The sequence below is a fragment of the Sebaldella termitidis ATCC 33386 genome (assembly GCF_000024405.1).
In the GTDB taxonomy this organism is placed as follows: Bacteria; Fusobacteriota; Fusobacteriia; order Fusobacteriales; family Leptotrichiaceae; genus Sebaldella; species Sebaldella termitidis.
This window is the reverse complement of the sequence record NC_013517.1, coordinates 2481659-2499158: the sequence shown is the minus strand read 5'-3', so window position 1 is coordinate 2499158 and position 17500 is coordinate 2481659. Positions and strand designations below refer to the sequence as shown.

The following is a 17500-nucleotide window of genomic DNA, read 5'->3' as shown; positions in this document are numbered from 1 at the left end:
AGGATGGTAATTTTATGAATAAAAATATACATGAAACTGCAATTATTGCCGCTGGAGCCAAAATTGCAGATGATGTAAAGATAGGACCGTATTGTATAATCGGACCACAGGTATCGATAGATTCCGGAACAGTGCTGGAATCTCATGTTGTGGTAGAGGGTGAAACAATAATAGGTAAGAAAAATTATATTTTTTCATTTGTTTCTATAGGAAAAGTACCTCAGGATCTGAAATTTCACGGTGAAGAAACAAGAGTCGTTATCGGAGACAATAATAAAATCAGAGAATTTGTTACAATTCACAGAGGAACTGAGGATAGATTCGAAACAACAGTAGGCAATAACTGTCTGATAATGGCCTATGTTCATATTGCGCACGACTGTATGGTAGAGGATAATTGTATTCTTGCGAACGGGGCTACACTAGCAGGACATGTATATGTAGAAGAGTATGCTGTAATCGGCGGACTGACACCTATACACCAGTTTGTAAGAGTAGGACGTCATGCTATGGTAGGCGGTGCTTCTGCAGTAAATCAGGACGTGGTTCCTTATACTCTTGCTGAAGGAAATAAAGCAAGAGCAGCTTATATAAATATTACCGGTCTTAAAAGACGAGGCTTTACAGAAGAAGAAATAAAAAATCTGAGAGAAAGCTATAAGATAATATTCAAAAGAGGACTGAAGCTGGAAGAAGCTCTTGTTCAGCTGAAAGAAAAATTTCCTGACGATAAAAATATAGACCATATAATAGCTTTTATCAAAAAAAGTAAAAGAGGTATTACAAGATAATGAATAAAATTGCAATTATTACAGGAGCTGGAAAGCTCCCGACTTTATTTTTGGAAGAGGCTGTAGATAAAGGGTATGAGGTATATCCTATTTATCTTTTTGACGGAGTGGATAACAAAATAAAAGAATATGCGAACTCTGTAAAATACAGTATTGCCCAGGTGGGGAAAATAATAAAGTATTTAAAATCAAAGGAAATAAGTAAATTAATTATGCTTGGGAAAGTGGAGAAAAATCTTATATTTTCCAATTTAAAATTTGATTTGGTTGCAACAAAAATATTGATGAGTACCAGAAATAAAAAAGATAAAAATATACTGATGGCAATTATAAACCATCTGGAAAAAGAAGGGATAGAAGTATTACCCCAGAATTTTCTTATGGACAGATATATGGCAAAGGAAGTGGAGTACACTAGGAGAAAAGCGCTTCCTGATGATATGAAAACTATAGAAATAGGAATAGAGGCTGCAAGAATGCTTACTGCTATTGACGCTGGGCAAACTGTAGTGGTAAAGAATGAATCAGTGGTTGCTCTGGAAGGAGTAGAAGGAACTGATAAAACAATAGAGCGTGCGGGCGAGTATGCAGGGAAAGACTGTATAGTAGTGAAGATGGCACGTCCGAATCAGGATTACAGAATTGATATACCTACAATCGGGATAGATACAGTAAAAAAAGCAGCAGAGATAAAAGCAAAAGGTATAGTAATAGAATCAGAGCATATGTTATTTATAGATCAGGAAGAAGTAATAAATTTTGCTGATAAAAATAAAATATTTATAAAAGGAATAAAATATGAATAATAAATTTTTTGTTTCATGCGGTGAGATGTCCGGAGACCTGCATTTATCATATATAATCAGAGCTGTAAAAAAGGCTGATACAGGTGCGGAATTTTTTGGAATGGCCGGGGATAAATCAGCTTCTGAAGGTGCTGTATTGATTCAGCATATTAAAGATAATGATATAATGGGTTTTGCAGAAGCAGTAAAAAAGTATAAATATTTCAAGAAAAAAGCCGGAGAGTATATAGAATTCATAAAAAAAAATGATATAAAAAATGTTATTTTTGTGGATTACGGCGGTTTTAACCTGAGATTTTTTGAAATGCTGAAAAAGGAAATAACCGATATAAAAACTTTTTATTATATTCCGCCGAAAGTATGGGCATGGGGTGAAAAAAGAATAGAGAAGCTGAAAAAGCTAGATGAAATAATAGTTATTTTTCCTTGGGAAAAAGAGTATTATGATAAAAAAAATATGAGTGTATCATATTTTGGAAATCCGTTTATAGATAAATATGAATTTTCAGATAGTTATGGGGAAAAGGTACTTCTGCTGCCGGGAAGCAGAAGACAGGAAATAGTGAAAATGCTTCCGGTAATGCTGGAGCTCGTGAAAGCTGAAAAAGATGAAAAGTTCATATTAAGGCTTGCTGATGAATCTCATCTGAATTATATTCCGTTTGATCAGGCTGATTATCCGAACATGGAAATAAGCTTTTCAAAACTGGAAGATATCAGAAAAGAGCTGAGAATGGCTGTGGCTACATCTGGAACCGTAACGTTTGAGATGGCACTTATGGGTCTGCCTGTAATAGTAGGTTACAAAACGTCTTCCTTAAATGTATTTATTGCAAGAAATATATTGAAAATAGCTTATATTTCACTTACTAATATAGGAGCGGGAAAAGAAGTACTTCCAGAGCTTATACAAAATGATTTTAATATAAAAAATATAAAAAAGAAAATGAATTATATAGATAATTCTAAGAAAGCCGTGGTAGAATCTCTTTTGGAGAGCAGGGTTCTGATGGGGGAAAAAGGGGTAACAGACAGAATATCTCAATTTATTTTGGAAAGGGCTTTATAAATGAATGAATTAAAGAAATTATATTTACAGTTAAACAAATATATAAAAAGATACGGAGTTCTCATAGGGGTTAATTTTCTTATGACAATTCTGGCAGGAGTAACTGCGGCAGCTCCTCTTGCACTGGTAAACAGACTGTTTGACAAGGGGATTTCCGGAGGCAGTGAAAAGGATATATTATATGCGGCGTGTTCAATGATAGGGCTGGCAGTAATGGGCGGTTTTTTAATATATTTATCTACTATTTTTTCCGGGCGTATATCTACCGGAATATACAGAGATGTTATAAATGATATGTATGTAAAGATACAGAGTCTGGATCTGAAATTTTTTACTGAAATAAAAGTAGGGGAATTAATGGTAAGATTTACCAATGATGCACAAAATATAAATACTATGATACTGAATCTTTTTAATCTGCTTTCATATGTAGTGCAGGCGGTAGTCTTATTTAGTATAGCAATGTACACAGACTGGAAACTGACTTTGTCCATTGTTGTAATAACTCCGATTTTGATCCAAATAGTAAAAAAATATGCTAAAAAATTAAAAAAAGCCGGAAAAGACAGACAGGAAGCAACAGGAGACCTAAACAGCACACTTCAGGAAACTATATCAGGTATTAAAGTAATTAAGGCTTTTGCTACTGAGAGTTATGAGAAATCAAAGTTTAAAAATCTTACAAACAAACTGAGAGTGCATAGTATGAACAGTATAAGATATGATGCAAAATCGAATTCCATTACTGAAGGACTGAACTATATTATAGTAGCTTTACTTCTGATGTTTGGCGGATACAGGGTAATAAGAGGACATGGCTTCACAACCGGACATTTTATTACTGTAATAGGGGCTATTTCTGCCATGTATACTCCTGCCAAAAGATCGGTGGGAACAATTAATAACATTAATAATAATTCGTCTGCTATAGAGAGAGTATTTGAGATAATGAAGCTGGAGCCGGAAATAATAAACGGCGAAAATCCGGTGAAATTTGATACATTTAAGCGGGATATAGAATTATCTAATGTCTTTTTTTCCTATAATGATGATGAAGATTATGTATTAAAAGATATAAATCTTTATGTGAAAAAAGGAGAAACTGTGGCTCTGGTGGGGAATTCCGGAGGCGGGAAAACTACAATAGCCAATCTGATACCAAGATTCTATGATGTAAGTAAGGGTAGTATAAAAGTAGACGGTATAGATGTAAGAGATTATGAGATAAAATCACTCAGAAGAAATATAGGAATAGTCCCGCAAGAAACTTTTCTGTTCGGCGGATCAATAAAAGAAAATATAAGATATGGAAACAGACACGCTACAGATGATGAAATAATCAGAGCAGCTAAGATGGCAAATGCCCATGAATTCATCGTGAAACTTAGTGACAGTTATGAAACAGAGATTGGTGAAAGAGGGGTACTTTTATCGGGCGGGCAGAAGCAGAGAATTGCTATAGCAAGAGCGATTTTGGAAAATCCGCAGATACTGATTCTGGACGAAGCAACAAGCGCACTGGATAATGAATCAGAAAAGCTGGTTCAGGAGGCTTTGGAGAAGTTAATGCTGGAAAAAACTACTTTTATAATAGCTCACAGATTATCTACAGTAATAAACAGTGATAAAATAGTAGTGCTGCAAAAGGGTGAAATCAAAGAAATGGGAACTCATCATGAATTAATTGCCAAAAACGGGATATATAAATCATTATATGAGAGAAATTTCGAAGACTAATATAGATAGGATAGCGATATGAGGAGAAAGCAAAGTGAACTGGAAACAGAATCAGTAGGAAAACTTTTGAGGAAATATACTATTCCTGCTTTAATAGGGAATATTGTAATAGTAGTGTACAATTTTGTCGACAGATGGTTTATTGGACAGTTTATTGGAGAAGAAGCTCTGGCTGCATCGGGGATAACTTTTTATCTGCTCATGGTTTTTATAGCCTTTAGTATGCTTATAGGAATAGGAGCCGGGACAATAATATCCATACGGCTTGGGCAGAAAAATATAGAAGACTCGGAAAAAATACTGGGAAATTCTGTTACCTTGTTTTTTATAGTAAGTATTATTCTTACTGTAATATTATGGTTTAATCTTGATTTTATACTTCTGAAATCCGGGGCAAATAACGAGACACTTCCTTATGCAAGAGCATATATGAGGATTTTGATACCAATTTCACTGGCTAATTTTTATTCTTACGGGCTGAGCAATGTGATGAGAGCTGCCAATGCTCCGAAAACTGCGATGTTTGCAATGATAATAGGCGGCGTAGTGAATCTTGTGCTTGATTATATATTTGTAGTTCTTTTTCATATGGGGATAGAAGGAACAGCTTATGCTACACTTATAGGAAATGTATTATCAGCAGTTTATGTAATGTATTTCTTTATCAGAGGCAAGCCGTTATTCAGACTAAATATGTTCGGAAGGTCTATTGACGAGGCAAGCATACTAAGATTAAGAAAAAAACATCTTCCTCTTTCTTATAAGATTTCTTATGATATTTTGAAAATAGGAATGTCGTCATTTTTGCTGCAATCAGTGAATGCAGCGGTGGGTGTGGTTATAAATAATGTAATCAGCTCTACGGGAGGAACTACCGGAGTAGCAATAATGACTATTATTAATACATATCTGACACTTATTGTAATGTCAGTGTACTCTATAGCTCAGGGGGCACAGCCTATCATAGGTTATAATTACGGTGCTAAGAGATTTGACAGAGTTAAGGCTTCATTTAATATGTCTATAATTTGGGGACTGATAATGTCAGCAGTATTCTTTTTGGTAATAATGCTGATTCCAAGAGAATTAATTTTATTATTTAACAAGGACAGTAATTCCAATGTTATTCATGATGGTATAAAAGCAATGAGAATATACTTTATGCTTATTATTCCAGCTTCTGTGGGTACAATAGTGCCAAATTATTTCCAGTCTATAGGAAATGCACGTGAAGCTATTATTCTTAATATTATGAGACAGGTATTCATTTTTATGATAGTAATGCTTATTTTTACCAGAATCTGGGGACTGGACGGAGTATGGTATGCACAGCCTGTTACAGATGTTATATTTACATTTATTGTAGGGGTATTGCTCGTAATTGAAAATAAAAAACTTTCTAAAGAAATAATGAAATAATATGATAAAAAAAGGCTTTAATCTATTTACAGCCTTTTTATTTATAAAATGAGAAATGAGAGATGTATGAAAATATAAATATTTTTTATGCGGCTCTCATTTTTTGATTTGAAAAACAGTCAGAGAGAATTAAAAATGTTCACATAAAATTCACTCCCGGTTCACTATTATGCCACAAAGAGCTGTTAATATAAGTGTATAAAATAAATATGAGGTAATAATAATGAAAAAGAATTTATTAATAATATCAATGTTACTAATGGGGCTGTCAGTAGTGGGATTTTCAAAGCCGACACCGGCAAAGAAGCCTGTAACACAAAAGGTATGTGTACAAAAAAGCAGAAAGACAGGAAAGTGTCTGAAATATGAAACAAGGAAAGTAGTAAATAATAAAAAGAATAACATAAAAAATAAACCACAGAATATGAATAAAGCAAGATAAAAAAGGAGGAAATGAATGAAAAAATTATATATGGTATTAATACTGTCTTTGGCAGTAACATCGTGTGTAGTAGTGGAGGACGGTTACAGAGGAACAAGAGTAAGGGTAAGAAGACCGCCTTTAATAATAATAGGATGAGCAAAAGACTTTTCTATTTGGAATTATAAAATTATCCGGAGATAGAAAGTCTTTTTTTATATACTTTTTGTAAATATAATATCCTAAAAAGATGAAATATTTTGTTTAAAAATAAAAAATATTGAAAAAAAATTTTCCTTTCGATTAATAAAATGAAGTTATAAAAATCAAGGTTGAGAGCAAAAAGACAGGAAAAATGTGACAAAAAATAAATTGACATATCACAAAGTATCAGATATCATTATTATGTATAGTGGGGTTCATGAAAATCTAACTAAAAAGGTGATGAATATGAAAAAAAAATTACTCTTGGTGGCTGTTTTTGCTCTTTTAAGTATAAGCTTAAGTGCAAAAGAAACCGATAAGACAGAAGCTGTAACAGAATCGCGCAATAAGGTAACAAGCCCCTGGGATGGATGGCACGGGACATTTGGTATTTTACAGGAAACAGAAAATGTAGAAGGGTCCGGAGATAAAGACGGCCTTTATGAACCAAGTGTTTATTTTGATCTTAGAAAAGGAAAATGGTCATTCGGAATGACTAATTATAATGAAAATCATGATTTCGATTATAGTGACTGGACACGCGGCAATTATCTTAACAGGCTGGAACTTAGAGCTCATTATCAGTTTACGGATAATGATAAATATGCTGTGGGATTAGGAGCGGCATTAAGAAATTATCAGTGGTTTCACAAAGACGGGACAAGCCCTACTACCACAAATAACAGATGGCTGAATATCCAGCCTGACTGGAGATATAATTTTACTTCTAATTTAAGTTATGAAGGATGGTTAGGTCTTTACTCAATGTTTAACGATGCTCAGGAAAACGGATACTCGGATAAAGAGTTGGAAACTGAGTCAGGACTTAAATATAAATTCAATGATTTTATATCAGTAAGATTGAATTACTATCTGGACAGAGGATGGAATCTGGGCGGACCAACTGAAAACTCATTTAATAACCAGCAGATCAGAGGGTATGTGCCAATGAATTTTGCATTCTTCGGTGAGAAGACAACTACAATAACACCATACTTTAGGCAGGGATTTATCAATAAATCATGGAATGCAGGTGCAAATCAGGCAAATAATGAAATAGATACAAGATTAGGACTTAGAATAGACCAGCAGCTTCCGGCAGGCTTCGCAGTTTCTCTTGAGTATGCTTATGAGATGAGAAATCAGCAGGATAGTGCACCGGGACAAAAGTCATTTAGTAAATTTCATTATACAGGTGTGGGATTATCGTATTCATTCTAACAAATTTGAAAAGAAGGAGGGTTTAGACAGTGAAATTAGACTCAGGCGAAGTTTTGGCAATAGCTTCGAATAAAATGGGGCATGGTGATGATAAGCTCGGGGAAATTCTGATAAAGAGTTTTATCCATGTGCTTACTGAAAGTGAAAAAGTACCGGGGACTATAGTTTTTTATAATTCCGGCGTTTTACTTGCAGAGAATGATTCAGCATGTCTGGATGACTTAAAGTTACTGGAAAAAAACGGTGTAGAAATTTTATTATGCGGAACATGTGCAGATTACTATAATATAAGCGATAAAATTTCAGCAGGAAAAATAAGCAATATGAGAGTAATTGTAGAAAAATTGGAAAATGCGGGAAAAATAATAAAACCGTAAATAATATAAAAGCTGTTTCTGCGGGTCAGTAAGATCTGAAAGAAACAGTTTTTATATAAAAAATTTTAAATATAAATAATAAGCTTTGAAATATTATAAGTGATATTATATAATGAAAAAGATATCATAATAAAAAAACAAAAGGAGAAAATCATGGGAGCATGGGGAGTAAGGGCATTGGATAGTGATGAGGGACTTGACGTTTTTGACGAATTCACTGATTACTGTATAGAGAATGATGAAATAAAGATGGGAGATCTGCTTGAACATTTTAAAGAAACGGGATTTCTGCCGGAAAAGCCGGAGGAAATAGATTTTCTTTATGACCATACTGTAATGGTTTTGGCTGAGCTTTTGGAGGAATATCATAAGAATGGTAAAGTAATAATTAATTATGAAAACGATGATGATGAAGATATAGAAGAGGAAATTACCAATATATCATTTGATAAAGAGAATGTGAGTTTTCTGATAGAGCAGATTTCTGATATACTCAAACCAAAAGATGAAATGCATGAGACATATGAGCTTTGGGAGGACAGCGACAGTTTTCAGGAATGGAAAGAGCATAATTTAGTACTGCTGAAAACACTAAAAGAAATAAAAGATAATTTATAAAAAAATGAGCCTTTTGAAGTGATCCGCCGCTGCCGGGTTAACCGGCCTGCTGGAGACACTTCATTTCAGCTCATTTTTTTATATGTTTGTATTAGATACAGACACTTTGGTTCTTGTATTAATAAAAATTATTTGGCATAATTACAGAAAAAATAAAAGATCCTTATAAGTAGGCATAGGCCAGATATTTCTGTCTATTATTTTTTCCAGAGTATCACACGGCTCTCTCAGGTCATTCAGTCCTTTGAGAAACTCGTCATGTGCGAATGCAAGCTGTTCTGATATGGAATTAATTTTATTCAGTTCAAAAAGCTTACTTTCAAGGCATGTAATACCTGTTTTTATGACTGTAATATTTTCAAGAACTACTTTTAGCAGATCTTCCTGCACTGTAGTCATTCCTGTATAGATTTTAGATGTTTTTTCTATATTGTCAGCAAGAATATTAGCATATTTTATTGCTGCCGGTATAATATCCTTATTGGCAATTTCTATAAGAGTCTTCGATTCTATAGATAACTGTGTTACATATCTCTCCGCATATGCATTATAACGGGACTCGAGTTCTGTTCTGCTTAGTATTTTCATTTCTTCACATATCTGTGTAATTTCTTCATCAAGGAAAGTACTTAATGAGTCACTGGCAGCAATAATATTGCTGAGTCCTCTTTTTTCAGCTTCTTTATGCCATTCTTCACTGTAACCGTCTCCGTTAAATATAATTCTGTTATGCTTTTTATACGCATCAGTGATAATTGAAATAACAGCTTTTTCTATATCATTGGAATTTTCAAGCTTGTCTGCATATTCAGACAGAACCTTTGATACGATTATGTTTATTGAAGCAGCCGTTGTCGCAGGTGTAGAGCTGGAACCGGGCATTCTGAATTCGAATTTATTACCTGTAAAGGCAAAAGGCGATGTTCTGTTTCTATCTCCTGAATCAAGCGGAAGTTTTGGAAGACTTTCTATTCCCATTTCCAGATTTTCTATCGCTTCACGCAGACTGTCTTTATTCAGGGCTACGAATTCCAGAGCACTTGTCAGCGGATCACCGAGAAATACTGAAATAATAGCCGGAGGCGCTTCATGTCCTCCCAGTCTGTGGTCATTTGTAGCACTTGCTGTAGTAACTCTTAATAAAGGATAGTATCTGTCAACAGCTTCTATAACAGCCGATAAAAACAGTAAAAACTGAAGGTTTCTTTCCGGACTGTAACCTGGTTCAAGGAGGTTTTCACCGTCATCTGTAGCAAGTGACCAGTTGTTATGTTTTCCGGAACCATTTACGCCGGCAAAAGGTTTTTCATGTAAAAGTGCTACCAAGTCATGTCTTAGTGCGACTTTTTCAATTGTTTCCATGATAACCTGATTCTGATCAGAGGCCTGATTGGCAAGACTGAATAAAGAAGCTATCTCAAACTGATTTGGTGCAACTTCATTATGTCTTGTCTTAGATGAGATACCTACTGTCCAAAGCTCTGCATCAAGATCACTCATAAAGTTTATTACTTTTTCTTTTATTTTACCAAAGTAATGGTCATTTAGTTCCTGGCCTTTCGGAGCCGGTGCTCCAAAAAGTGTTCTTCCTGTAAGAAGAAGATCTTCCCTTTTTTCAAAAAACTCTCTTTTGATTAGGAAATATTCCTGTTCAACACCCAATGTACATACAACGTTTTTTGCAGTGGTATTACCCAGTGCTCTCAAAATTCTTAAAGCATGCTTATTAACAGCAGACATGGATCTGAGAAGCGGAACTTTCTTATCAAGGGCTTCACCGTTATATGATATAAATGCAGTGGGAATATATAGAGTAGCTCCGTTTTTATTTTCTTTTATGAAGGGTGGTGAGCTTGTATCCCACACTGTGTATCCTCTGGCTTCAAAAGTGCTTCTAAGACCTCCGTTAGGAAATGAAGATGCATCAGGTTCACCTTTTATAAGGCTTTTCCCAGAAAATCTGTAGATAATTTCTTCATCACTTGACGGGTCAAGGAAAGAGTCGTGCTTTTCAGCAGTAAGCTCTGTAAGCGGCTGAAACCAGTGGCTGTAATGTGTGGCTCCTCTTTTTATTGCCCAGTCTTTCAGAGCATTGGCAATGACTTCGGCAGATGCAAGGGAAAGTTCCACTTCACCAGTCTGCGAAAGCTTAAATTCTTTAAAAACATCTTTTGGAACTCTTTTTTTCAGGTTTTTGTCAGTAAAGGCATTTTCCCCGAAGAGTTTCATCTTGTTTTCCATAGTTTCCATAAATGATTCCTCCAAATAATTTAAATTTCAGAGATTAGTAACTAAGATATTTTTGTTCATATAATTACTTATAAGGTTTGTTATTATCTTTTAGGTTGTTACAACCCAGAGAATACCCGCTGATAGTCTCGATAATTCTCTCTCCTCGTCAACTAAAATATTTGGTATTTTAGCCCTAGCGCTTTCATTTTTTTTAATCCCTAAATGATTATATTATATTTATGCCTTTCAAGTCAAGCATAAATTTATTTAATGATTAAAAAAGCTTGACATTTTATAAAAAGTACTAAAAACATTGAATAAATTGACAAAAACAGCTGATGAATTTTTTTTTATGTTTCATAAAGAGAATAAATTTTTTATTTTTTGAAAAATATAGTAGAATATAAGAACAAGTAAATTTTTGGTGTGATGTAATGTTCGTATCCAGTGTTATACGGCTGATTTATGAACATGACATTATACTGATACACTGACTACAAAACAATTATAGCTGTTCTTACCTGAAAAAATTAAGATAATAAAATGAGAGATTAATTGATTTTGAATAGAATTTTGTATTTATAATTTTATATAAAAATAAAATGCTTTAGTCAAAATAGAAATGACAGAATTGGAGGTGCTATGATTTGGAAAAGAAAAGATTTATGGAAAAATCATTGTTTGAGAGAGAATTTGAAAAAGATAACTGCGGGATGGGGTTTATAGCTAATATAGACGGGCTGAAAACCAACAAAACAATTAAAGACGGAATAAGAATACTAATGGGACTGGAGCATAGAGGAGCTTCCGGATATGATTCCGAAACCGGAGACGGAGCAGGTCTTCTTTTCGAGATTCCCGATGCGTTCTTTAGGGATATTTGTGAAAATCTGCCGAAAATGGGGGATTATGGAACAGGAAATATATTTTTGCCGGTAAATCCTGATCATGCACGTATAATAAAGGAAATAGCCGAAAAAACTGTAAAAGAAGAGGGGGAAAAGATTCTTTACTGGAGAAAAGTTCCTGTAAACAGAAATGCGGTAGGTATAGAAGCACAAAGAACCCTTCCGGAGATAGAACAGCTTTTTATTGAAAGAACAGCTTCGGCAAAAGAAGAGTTTGAAAAAAAATTATATATTATAAGAAAAAAAATAGAAAATAAAGTGAAAACTCTTGATATAAATATTGAAGAATTTTATATTACAAAGCTTTCATCAAAAATAATTGTATATAAGGGCTTAATAAAGCCGGACCAGATAGAAAAATTTTATATTGACCTTCAGTCTGATAAGATGGAAAGTCAGTTTTGTCTGGTACATCAGAGATTTAGTACCAATACCTTTCCAAAATGGGAACTGGCTCATCCTTTTCGTTTTCTTGCACATAACGGGGAGATAAATACTGTAAAGGGAAATGTTAACTGGATGGTTTCAAGAGAGCCTGCCCTGAGCTCGGAAGCATATTCCGAAATAGAAGCACTTTTTCCTGTAAATGATCATTTAGCAAGTGATTCAGCTAATCTGGATACAGCGCTGGAGTTTTTACTTTTTTCCGGAAAGACATTAATAGAAGCAATTTCAATGTTAGTCCCTGCAGCATGGGAAAAAGACAGTGAAATGCCGGAAAAACTTAAAAATTTTTATGATTATTATTCCAGTCTTATGGAGCCGTGGGACGGTCCGGCGGCACTTGCCATGACAGACGGAAGATATATACTGGCAAAGCTTGACAGAAACGGACTGAGACCGCTTAGATACCTGATAACCAAGGATAATTACATAATAGCCGGGTCGGAAGTAGGAACTCTTCCTACAGAGTTTTCAAATATAAAGGAAAGCGGAAGAGTGAGACCGGGTGAAATTCTTCTTTTGGATATGAAAGAAGGCAAGGTTCTTGATAAGGAAGCTACTCTGGAAAAAATACTGAATAACACTGATTATGCGGATTTGCTTAAGAATAAAAGATACGCAGAAAAAGAACTGAAAAATTATAAATATAAAGAAGAAAGAAGAGAGCTTTCCATAATAGAAGAACAGCTGAGAATTTTTGGTTATACCCGTGAGGATCTCGGCATAATAATATCTGAAATGGCATCCAGCAGTAATGAACCGTTGGGATCAATGGGGAATGATACGGCACTTGCTGTATTTTCCGAAAAGCCGAGACTGCTGTTTAATTATTTCAAGCAGTTATTCGCACAGGTAACGAATCCTCCTATAGATTCTATAAGAGAAAAATCGGTAATGTCACTGAAAAGCGAACTGGGAACAAAAGGGAATCTGCTTTTTAATACACCGGAAAACAGCAGGACAATGGTCTTTGAGTCACCTGTTATAGATAATAAAACTTTAGATTTTATAAAAAATGAATATAAAGAAAGCATAGCAATAAAAGATATTATATTTGATAAATCAGATGAAAGCCTTGAAGAAAAGCTGAATGAAATATTCAGATCCGTGGAAGAAGATATAGAAAACGGAAAAAAAGTAATAGTTCTTTCAGACAAAAAGGCCGGGGAAAATAAAATACCAATACCTTCTCTTTTGGCAACAGCCGGTTTACATCATTATCTGATAGAAAAAAAGAAAAGAAGCGGTATAGATATTATTCTGGAAACAGGGGAAGCAAGAGAAATAATGCATTTTGCCTTACTGGTAGGATACGGGGCACTTTTGATAAATCCGTATCTTGCATTTGATTCTGTGGATTATATGCTGGCAAAAAAATTATATCTTCAGTCTGATAAGCAGGAATACATAAAAAATATAATAAAGGCACTGGAAAAAGCATTATTGAAAACAATGGCAAAAATGGGTATCTCATCTGTGCAGAGCTACAGAGGGGCTCAGATTTTTGAAGCACTGGGGCTTTCGCAAAAACTTGTGGATAAATATTTCAGAGGAACAGTTTCCAGAATAGAAGGTCTGGATATAGAGGCACTGGAAAAGGAAACAAGACTCAGACATACAGAAGCTGTGAATGCAATAAAAAAACATTCGGAAGTACTGAATAATGACGGTGAATATCAATGGAGAAAAGACGGGGTAAATCATATTCTTACTCCCGAGGCAATAGCTAAAATACAGGAAGCTACAAGCAGAAATGATTATAAAGCATATAAAGAATTTTCAAATATTATAAATGACCAGAGCAAAAAACTTCTGACTATCAGAGGAATGTTTAAGATGAAAAAGCAAACTCCTGTCCCTTTGGAGGAAGTAGAGCCTGTAGAAGCTATAATGAAGAGATTTGTTACAGGTGCTATGTCTTACGGATCTATTTCAAAAGAAGCACACGAGGCTTTGGCAATGGCTTTGAATGAGATAGGAGGAAGATCGAATTCCGGAGAAGGCGGAGAGCTTTCGGAAAGATTTACCGATAACAGAAGAAGTGCGACAAAGCAGGTAGCTTCGGGAAGATTCGGAGTAACTACCTCATATCTGATAAATGCAGACGAGCTTCAGATAAAAATGGCACAGGGAGCAAAACCCGGAGAGGGTGGTCAGCTTCCCGGAGATAAGGTAGATAAAGAAATAGGAAAGACAAGACATACAACACCGGGAATAGGTCTGATATCACCGCCTCCGCACCATGATATTTACTCAATAGAGGATTTGGCACAGTTGATATTTGATTTGAAAAATGTAAATCCCAAAGCAAGAATAAGTGTGAAATTAGTATCGGAAGCAGGGGTAGGGGTAGTAGCTTCCGGAGTGGCAAAGGCTCATTCGGAGATGATACTGATCTCAGGACATGACGGTGGAACAGGAGCATCACCGCTGTCATCTATTAAGCATGCGGGTCTGCCGTGGGAGCTTGGTCTTGCAGAGGCGAATCAGGTGCTAAAAGAGCATAAATTAAGAAACAGAGTAGTCCTGCAGGTAGACGGAAAACTGAAAACCGGAAGAGATATCATATTTGGTGCCTTACTGGGAGCAGAAGAGTTCGGATTTGCCACAATGCCTTTGGTGGTATTAGGATGTATTATGATGAGAAAGTGTCATACGAATATGTGTCCTGTAGGAATTGCCACACAATCTGAAGAATTACGTGCAAAATTTGTAGGTAAATATAAAAATATAATTACATATTTTAGATTTTTATCAGAAGAGATGAGAGAAATCATGGCAGAACTCGGAGTAACAAAATTAGAGGATTTGATAGGAAGAACCGATCTTCTTGAGGTAGATTACAAAAATGAAAACTGGAAGTCAAGAAAAGTGGAGCTGACAAAAATACTATATAGAAATCCTGAGGATCATACACCTAATATTTGTACTGAAAAACAGAATTTCGGAATGGATAAAATAAAAGATCTGAAATTAATATCAGAAGCTGAGAAATCCATCACAGACAAGCAGGAAACAGTAATAAACGATACTATTACAAATGCTGACAGAAGTCTCGGGGCAATGCTGAGCGGAATAATAGCCGAAAAATATGGTGAAGCCGGACTTCCGGAAGATACTATAAAAATAAATCTCAGAGGTTATGCCGGGCAAAGCTTTGGAGTATTTGGAATGAGCGGTATTACTATTAACCTTGAAGGAGAGTCTAATGATTACATAGGAAAAGGACTTTTCGGAGCTAAAATTATAATAAGAAAGCCTAAAGATGCTGCATATGACAGTACTAAAAACATAATAGGAGGAAATGCAGTATTATATGGAGCAATAAAAGGAGAGCTGTATCTTAACGGAGTAGCAGGAGAAAGATACTGTGTAAGAAATTCAGGTGCGGTATCTGTGACAGAAGGAGTAGGAGATCATGGCTGCGAATATATGACAGGCGGAAGAGCAGTAATACTTGGAAGAGTGGGGAAAAACTTCGGAGCAGGTATGAGCGGTGGAATAGCCTATGTATACGATAAACAGAATAAGCTTGAAAAGAGACTGAACAGGGAAATGGTCGAAATACATAACTTAGAACCTGTATATGAAGCAGAAATAAAAAAATATGTGGAAAATCATTTTAGATATACTCAGAGTGAAATTGCAAAAGAAATTTTATCGGACTGGGATAATTTGAAAAGTGATTTTAAGGTAGTTGTATCGCCAAAATATAATGAATTATTCCTTAAAGAGGTGATAAGCTGATGGGAAAAAGCGGCGGATTTTTGGAAATAAAAAGAGAAGAAAAAAAATTAAGAACTGTAGATGAAAGAATAAAAGATTTTAGAGATATTAATATACATATGAATGATGAATATGTAAAATTACAGGCAGCAAGATGTATGGACTGCGGAATTCCGTTTTGTCATATGGCATGTCCTGTGGATAATATATGTCCTGAATGGCAGGATTTGGTCTATAATAATGAATGGGAAAGAGCACTGGAAATTCTGCATTCTACAAATAACTTTCCCGAATTTACCGGAAGTGTATGTCCGGCACCATGCGAAGGGAGCTGTACTCTGGGCATTAACGATGATCCTGTAGCAATAAAAAATATAGAACTGGCCGTAGTAGAAAAAGGTTTTGAAAATGGGTGGATAAAACCCAAAAAAGCCGTATCCGGAACAGGAAAAAAAGCAGCAGTGGTCGGGAGCGGACCGGCAGGACTCTCAGCAGCACAGAATCTCGTGCGTATGGGACATGAGGTAACTGTTTTTGAAAAGGATGAACGGGCAGGAGGTCTTCTGACTTTCGGAATACCTGACTTTAAGCTTGAGAAATCAATTGTTCAGAGAAGAGTAAAACAGCTGGAGGACGAAGGTGTTGTTTTCAGATATAATACTGAAGCCGGTAAAGATATTGATATAGAAGAGCTGAATAAAGAATTTGATGCTGTAGTTCTGGCGTGCGGTTCAAAAAATCCCAGAGACCTCGGAATACCAGGAAGAGATTTAAGAGGAATTTATTATGCAATGGATTTTCTTACACAACAGAATAGAAAAAATCAGGGAATAAAAACAGAAAATGAAATAATAGATACAAGCGGAAAAAAAGTACTGGTAATAGGCGGCGGAGACACAGGTGCAGATTGCGTGGGAACCTCGGTAAGACAGGGGGCAGAAAAAATAACGCAAATTGAAATAATGGACAAACCGCCGGTAAGCAGGGGAGAGTCTAATCCATGGCCGCAGTATCCTGTTGTATTGAAAATCTCAACATCACATAAGGAAGCCGGGGATAAGTATGGTAATGATCCGAGAGAATGGAATATACTTACCAAAGAATTTTTAAATGACGGCAGCGGAAATATAAAGGGACTGAAAGCAGCAAAAGCAGAAAGTTTTACAGATGAAAACGGAAGGCTTGGCTTCAGAGAAATAAAAGGAACTGAATTTATTATTGAAGCAGATATAATTTTTTTGGCAATTGGATTTACACATCCTGTACATGAGGGTTTAATAAAAAATCTTGGAATACAGCTGGATCAGCGCGGGAATGTGCAAGCTGACGAAGCAGACTACAAAACAAGCACGGATAAGTATTTTGCAGCCGGAGATGTGAGAAGAGGACAGTCACTGGTAGTCTGGGCAATAAGAGAAGGGCGCGAAGCAGCTAAGGCAGTGGACAAATATCTATCAGCAAATTCCTGAATTTTATAATTTAATATATTAGAGCCGGATTCATTTTGTATTTTGAATCCGGCTCTTT

At 35.4% G+C, this 17500-nt stretch carries 13 protein-coding genes; 12 read left to right on the top strand and 1 reads right to left on the bottom strand.

From position 1 onward, the window contains the following. Nucleotides 1-14: 14 nt before the first annotated feature. The 10 genes from lpxA to STERM_RS11515 all read left to right on the top strand — a co-directional run bounded on the left by lpxA (nucleotide 15) and on the right by STERM_RS11515 (nucleotide 8663). Nucleotides 15-791 carry an acyl-ACP--UDP-N-acetylglucosamine O-acyltransferase gene (gene lpxA / locus STERM_RS11555; RefSeq protein ID WP_012861798.1) on the top strand — a complete coding sequence of 259 codons (777 nt, stop codon included), beginning with the start codon at nucleotides 15-17 and terminating at the stop codon, nucleotides 789-791. Then, complete coding sequence (locus STERM_RS11550) at nucleotides 791-1597, top strand: LpxI family protein (RefSeq protein ID WP_012861797.1); 807 nt, start codon at nucleotides 791-793, stop codon at nucleotides 1595-1597. Before lpxA ends, STERM_RS11550 begins: the two co-directional genes overlap by 1 nt. Then, on the top strand, nucleotides 1590-2666 hold the full coding sequence (lpxB, locus tag STERM_RS11545) for a lipid-A-disaccharide synthase (protein ID WP_012861796.1): 1077 nt from the start codon (nucleotides 1590-1592) through the stop codon (nucleotides 2664-2666). Before STERM_RS11550 ends, lpxB begins: the two co-directional genes overlap by 8 nt. Further along, nucleotides 2667-4403 carry an ABC transporter ATP-binding protein gene (locus STERM_RS11540; RefSeq protein WP_012861795.1) on the top strand — a complete coding sequence of 579 codons (1737 nt, stop codon included), beginning with the start codon at nucleotides 2667-2669 and terminating at the stop codon, nucleotides 4401-4403. 18 nt (nucleotides 4404-4421) lie between these two features. Continuing rightward, nucleotides 4422-5822: an MATE family efflux transporter gene (locus tag STERM_RS11535; RefSeq protein WP_012861794.1), complete on the top strand. Its 1401-nt coding sequence runs from the start codon at nucleotides 4422-4424 to the stop codon at nucleotides 5820-5822. Nucleotides 5823-6045: 223 nt separating this feature from the next. Further along, nucleotides 6046-6264, top strand: a complete 219-nt coding sequence (locus STERM_RS11530) for a hypothetical protein (RefSeq protein ID WP_012861793.1) — start codon at nucleotides 6046-6048, stop codon at nucleotides 6262-6264. A gap of 15 nt (nucleotides 6265-6279) precedes the next feature. Continuing rightward, nucleotides 6280-6402: a hypothetical protein gene (locus tag STERM_RS22705; protein ID WP_012861792.1), complete on the top strand. Its 123-nt coding sequence runs from the start codon at nucleotides 6280-6282 to the stop codon at nucleotides 6400-6402. A 291-nt stretch (nucleotides 6403-6693) separates the two neighbouring features. After that, nucleotides 6694-7668, top strand: coding sequence for an OmpG family monomeric porin (locus STERM_RS11525; protein ID WP_049768984.1), 975 nt, complete (start codon nucleotides 6694-6696; stop codon nucleotides 7666-7668). A gap of 29 nt (nucleotides 7669-7697) precedes the next feature. Then, nucleotides 7698-8045: a sulfurtransferase-like selenium metabolism protein YedF gene (yedF, locus tag STERM_RS11520; protein ID WP_049768983.1), complete on the top strand. Its 348-nt coding sequence runs from the start codon at nucleotides 7698-7700 to the stop codon at nucleotides 8043-8045. Between the two features lie 153 nt (nucleotides 8046-8198). Next, on the top strand, nucleotides 8199-8663 hold the full coding sequence (locus tag STERM_RS11515; RefSeq protein WP_012861790.1) for a DUF4259 domain-containing protein: 465 nt from the start codon (nucleotides 8199-8201) through the stop codon (nucleotides 8661-8663). A 141-nt stretch (nucleotides 8664-8804) separates the two neighbouring features. Here STERM_RS11515 and STERM_RS11510 read toward each other — a convergent pair whose 3' ends face one another. Next, a complete protein-coding gene (locus STERM_RS11510) occupies nucleotides 8805-10904 on the bottom strand; it encodes a glutamine synthetase III family protein (RefSeq protein WP_041310777.1) in 2100 nt (699 codons plus the stop codon). A 638-nt stretch (nucleotides 10905-11542) separates the two neighbouring features. Here STERM_RS11510 and gltB point away from each other — a divergent pair. Both gltB and STERM_RS11500 read left to right on the top strand, forming a co-directional pair. Then, entirely contained in the window at nucleotides 11543-15994 is a 4452-nt protein-coding gene (gene gltB, locus STERM_RS11505) for a glutamate synthase large subunit (RefSeq protein ID WP_012861788.1), read from the top strand. Beyond that, nucleotides 15994-17442: a glutamate synthase subunit beta gene (locus STERM_RS11500; RefSeq protein WP_012861787.1), complete on the top strand. Its 1449-nt coding sequence runs from the start codon at nucleotides 15994-15996 to the stop codon at nucleotides 17440-17442. The genes gltB and STERM_RS11500 overlap by 1 nt, the downstream gene beginning before the upstream one ends. Nucleotides 17443-17500: the final 58 nt, after the last annotated feature.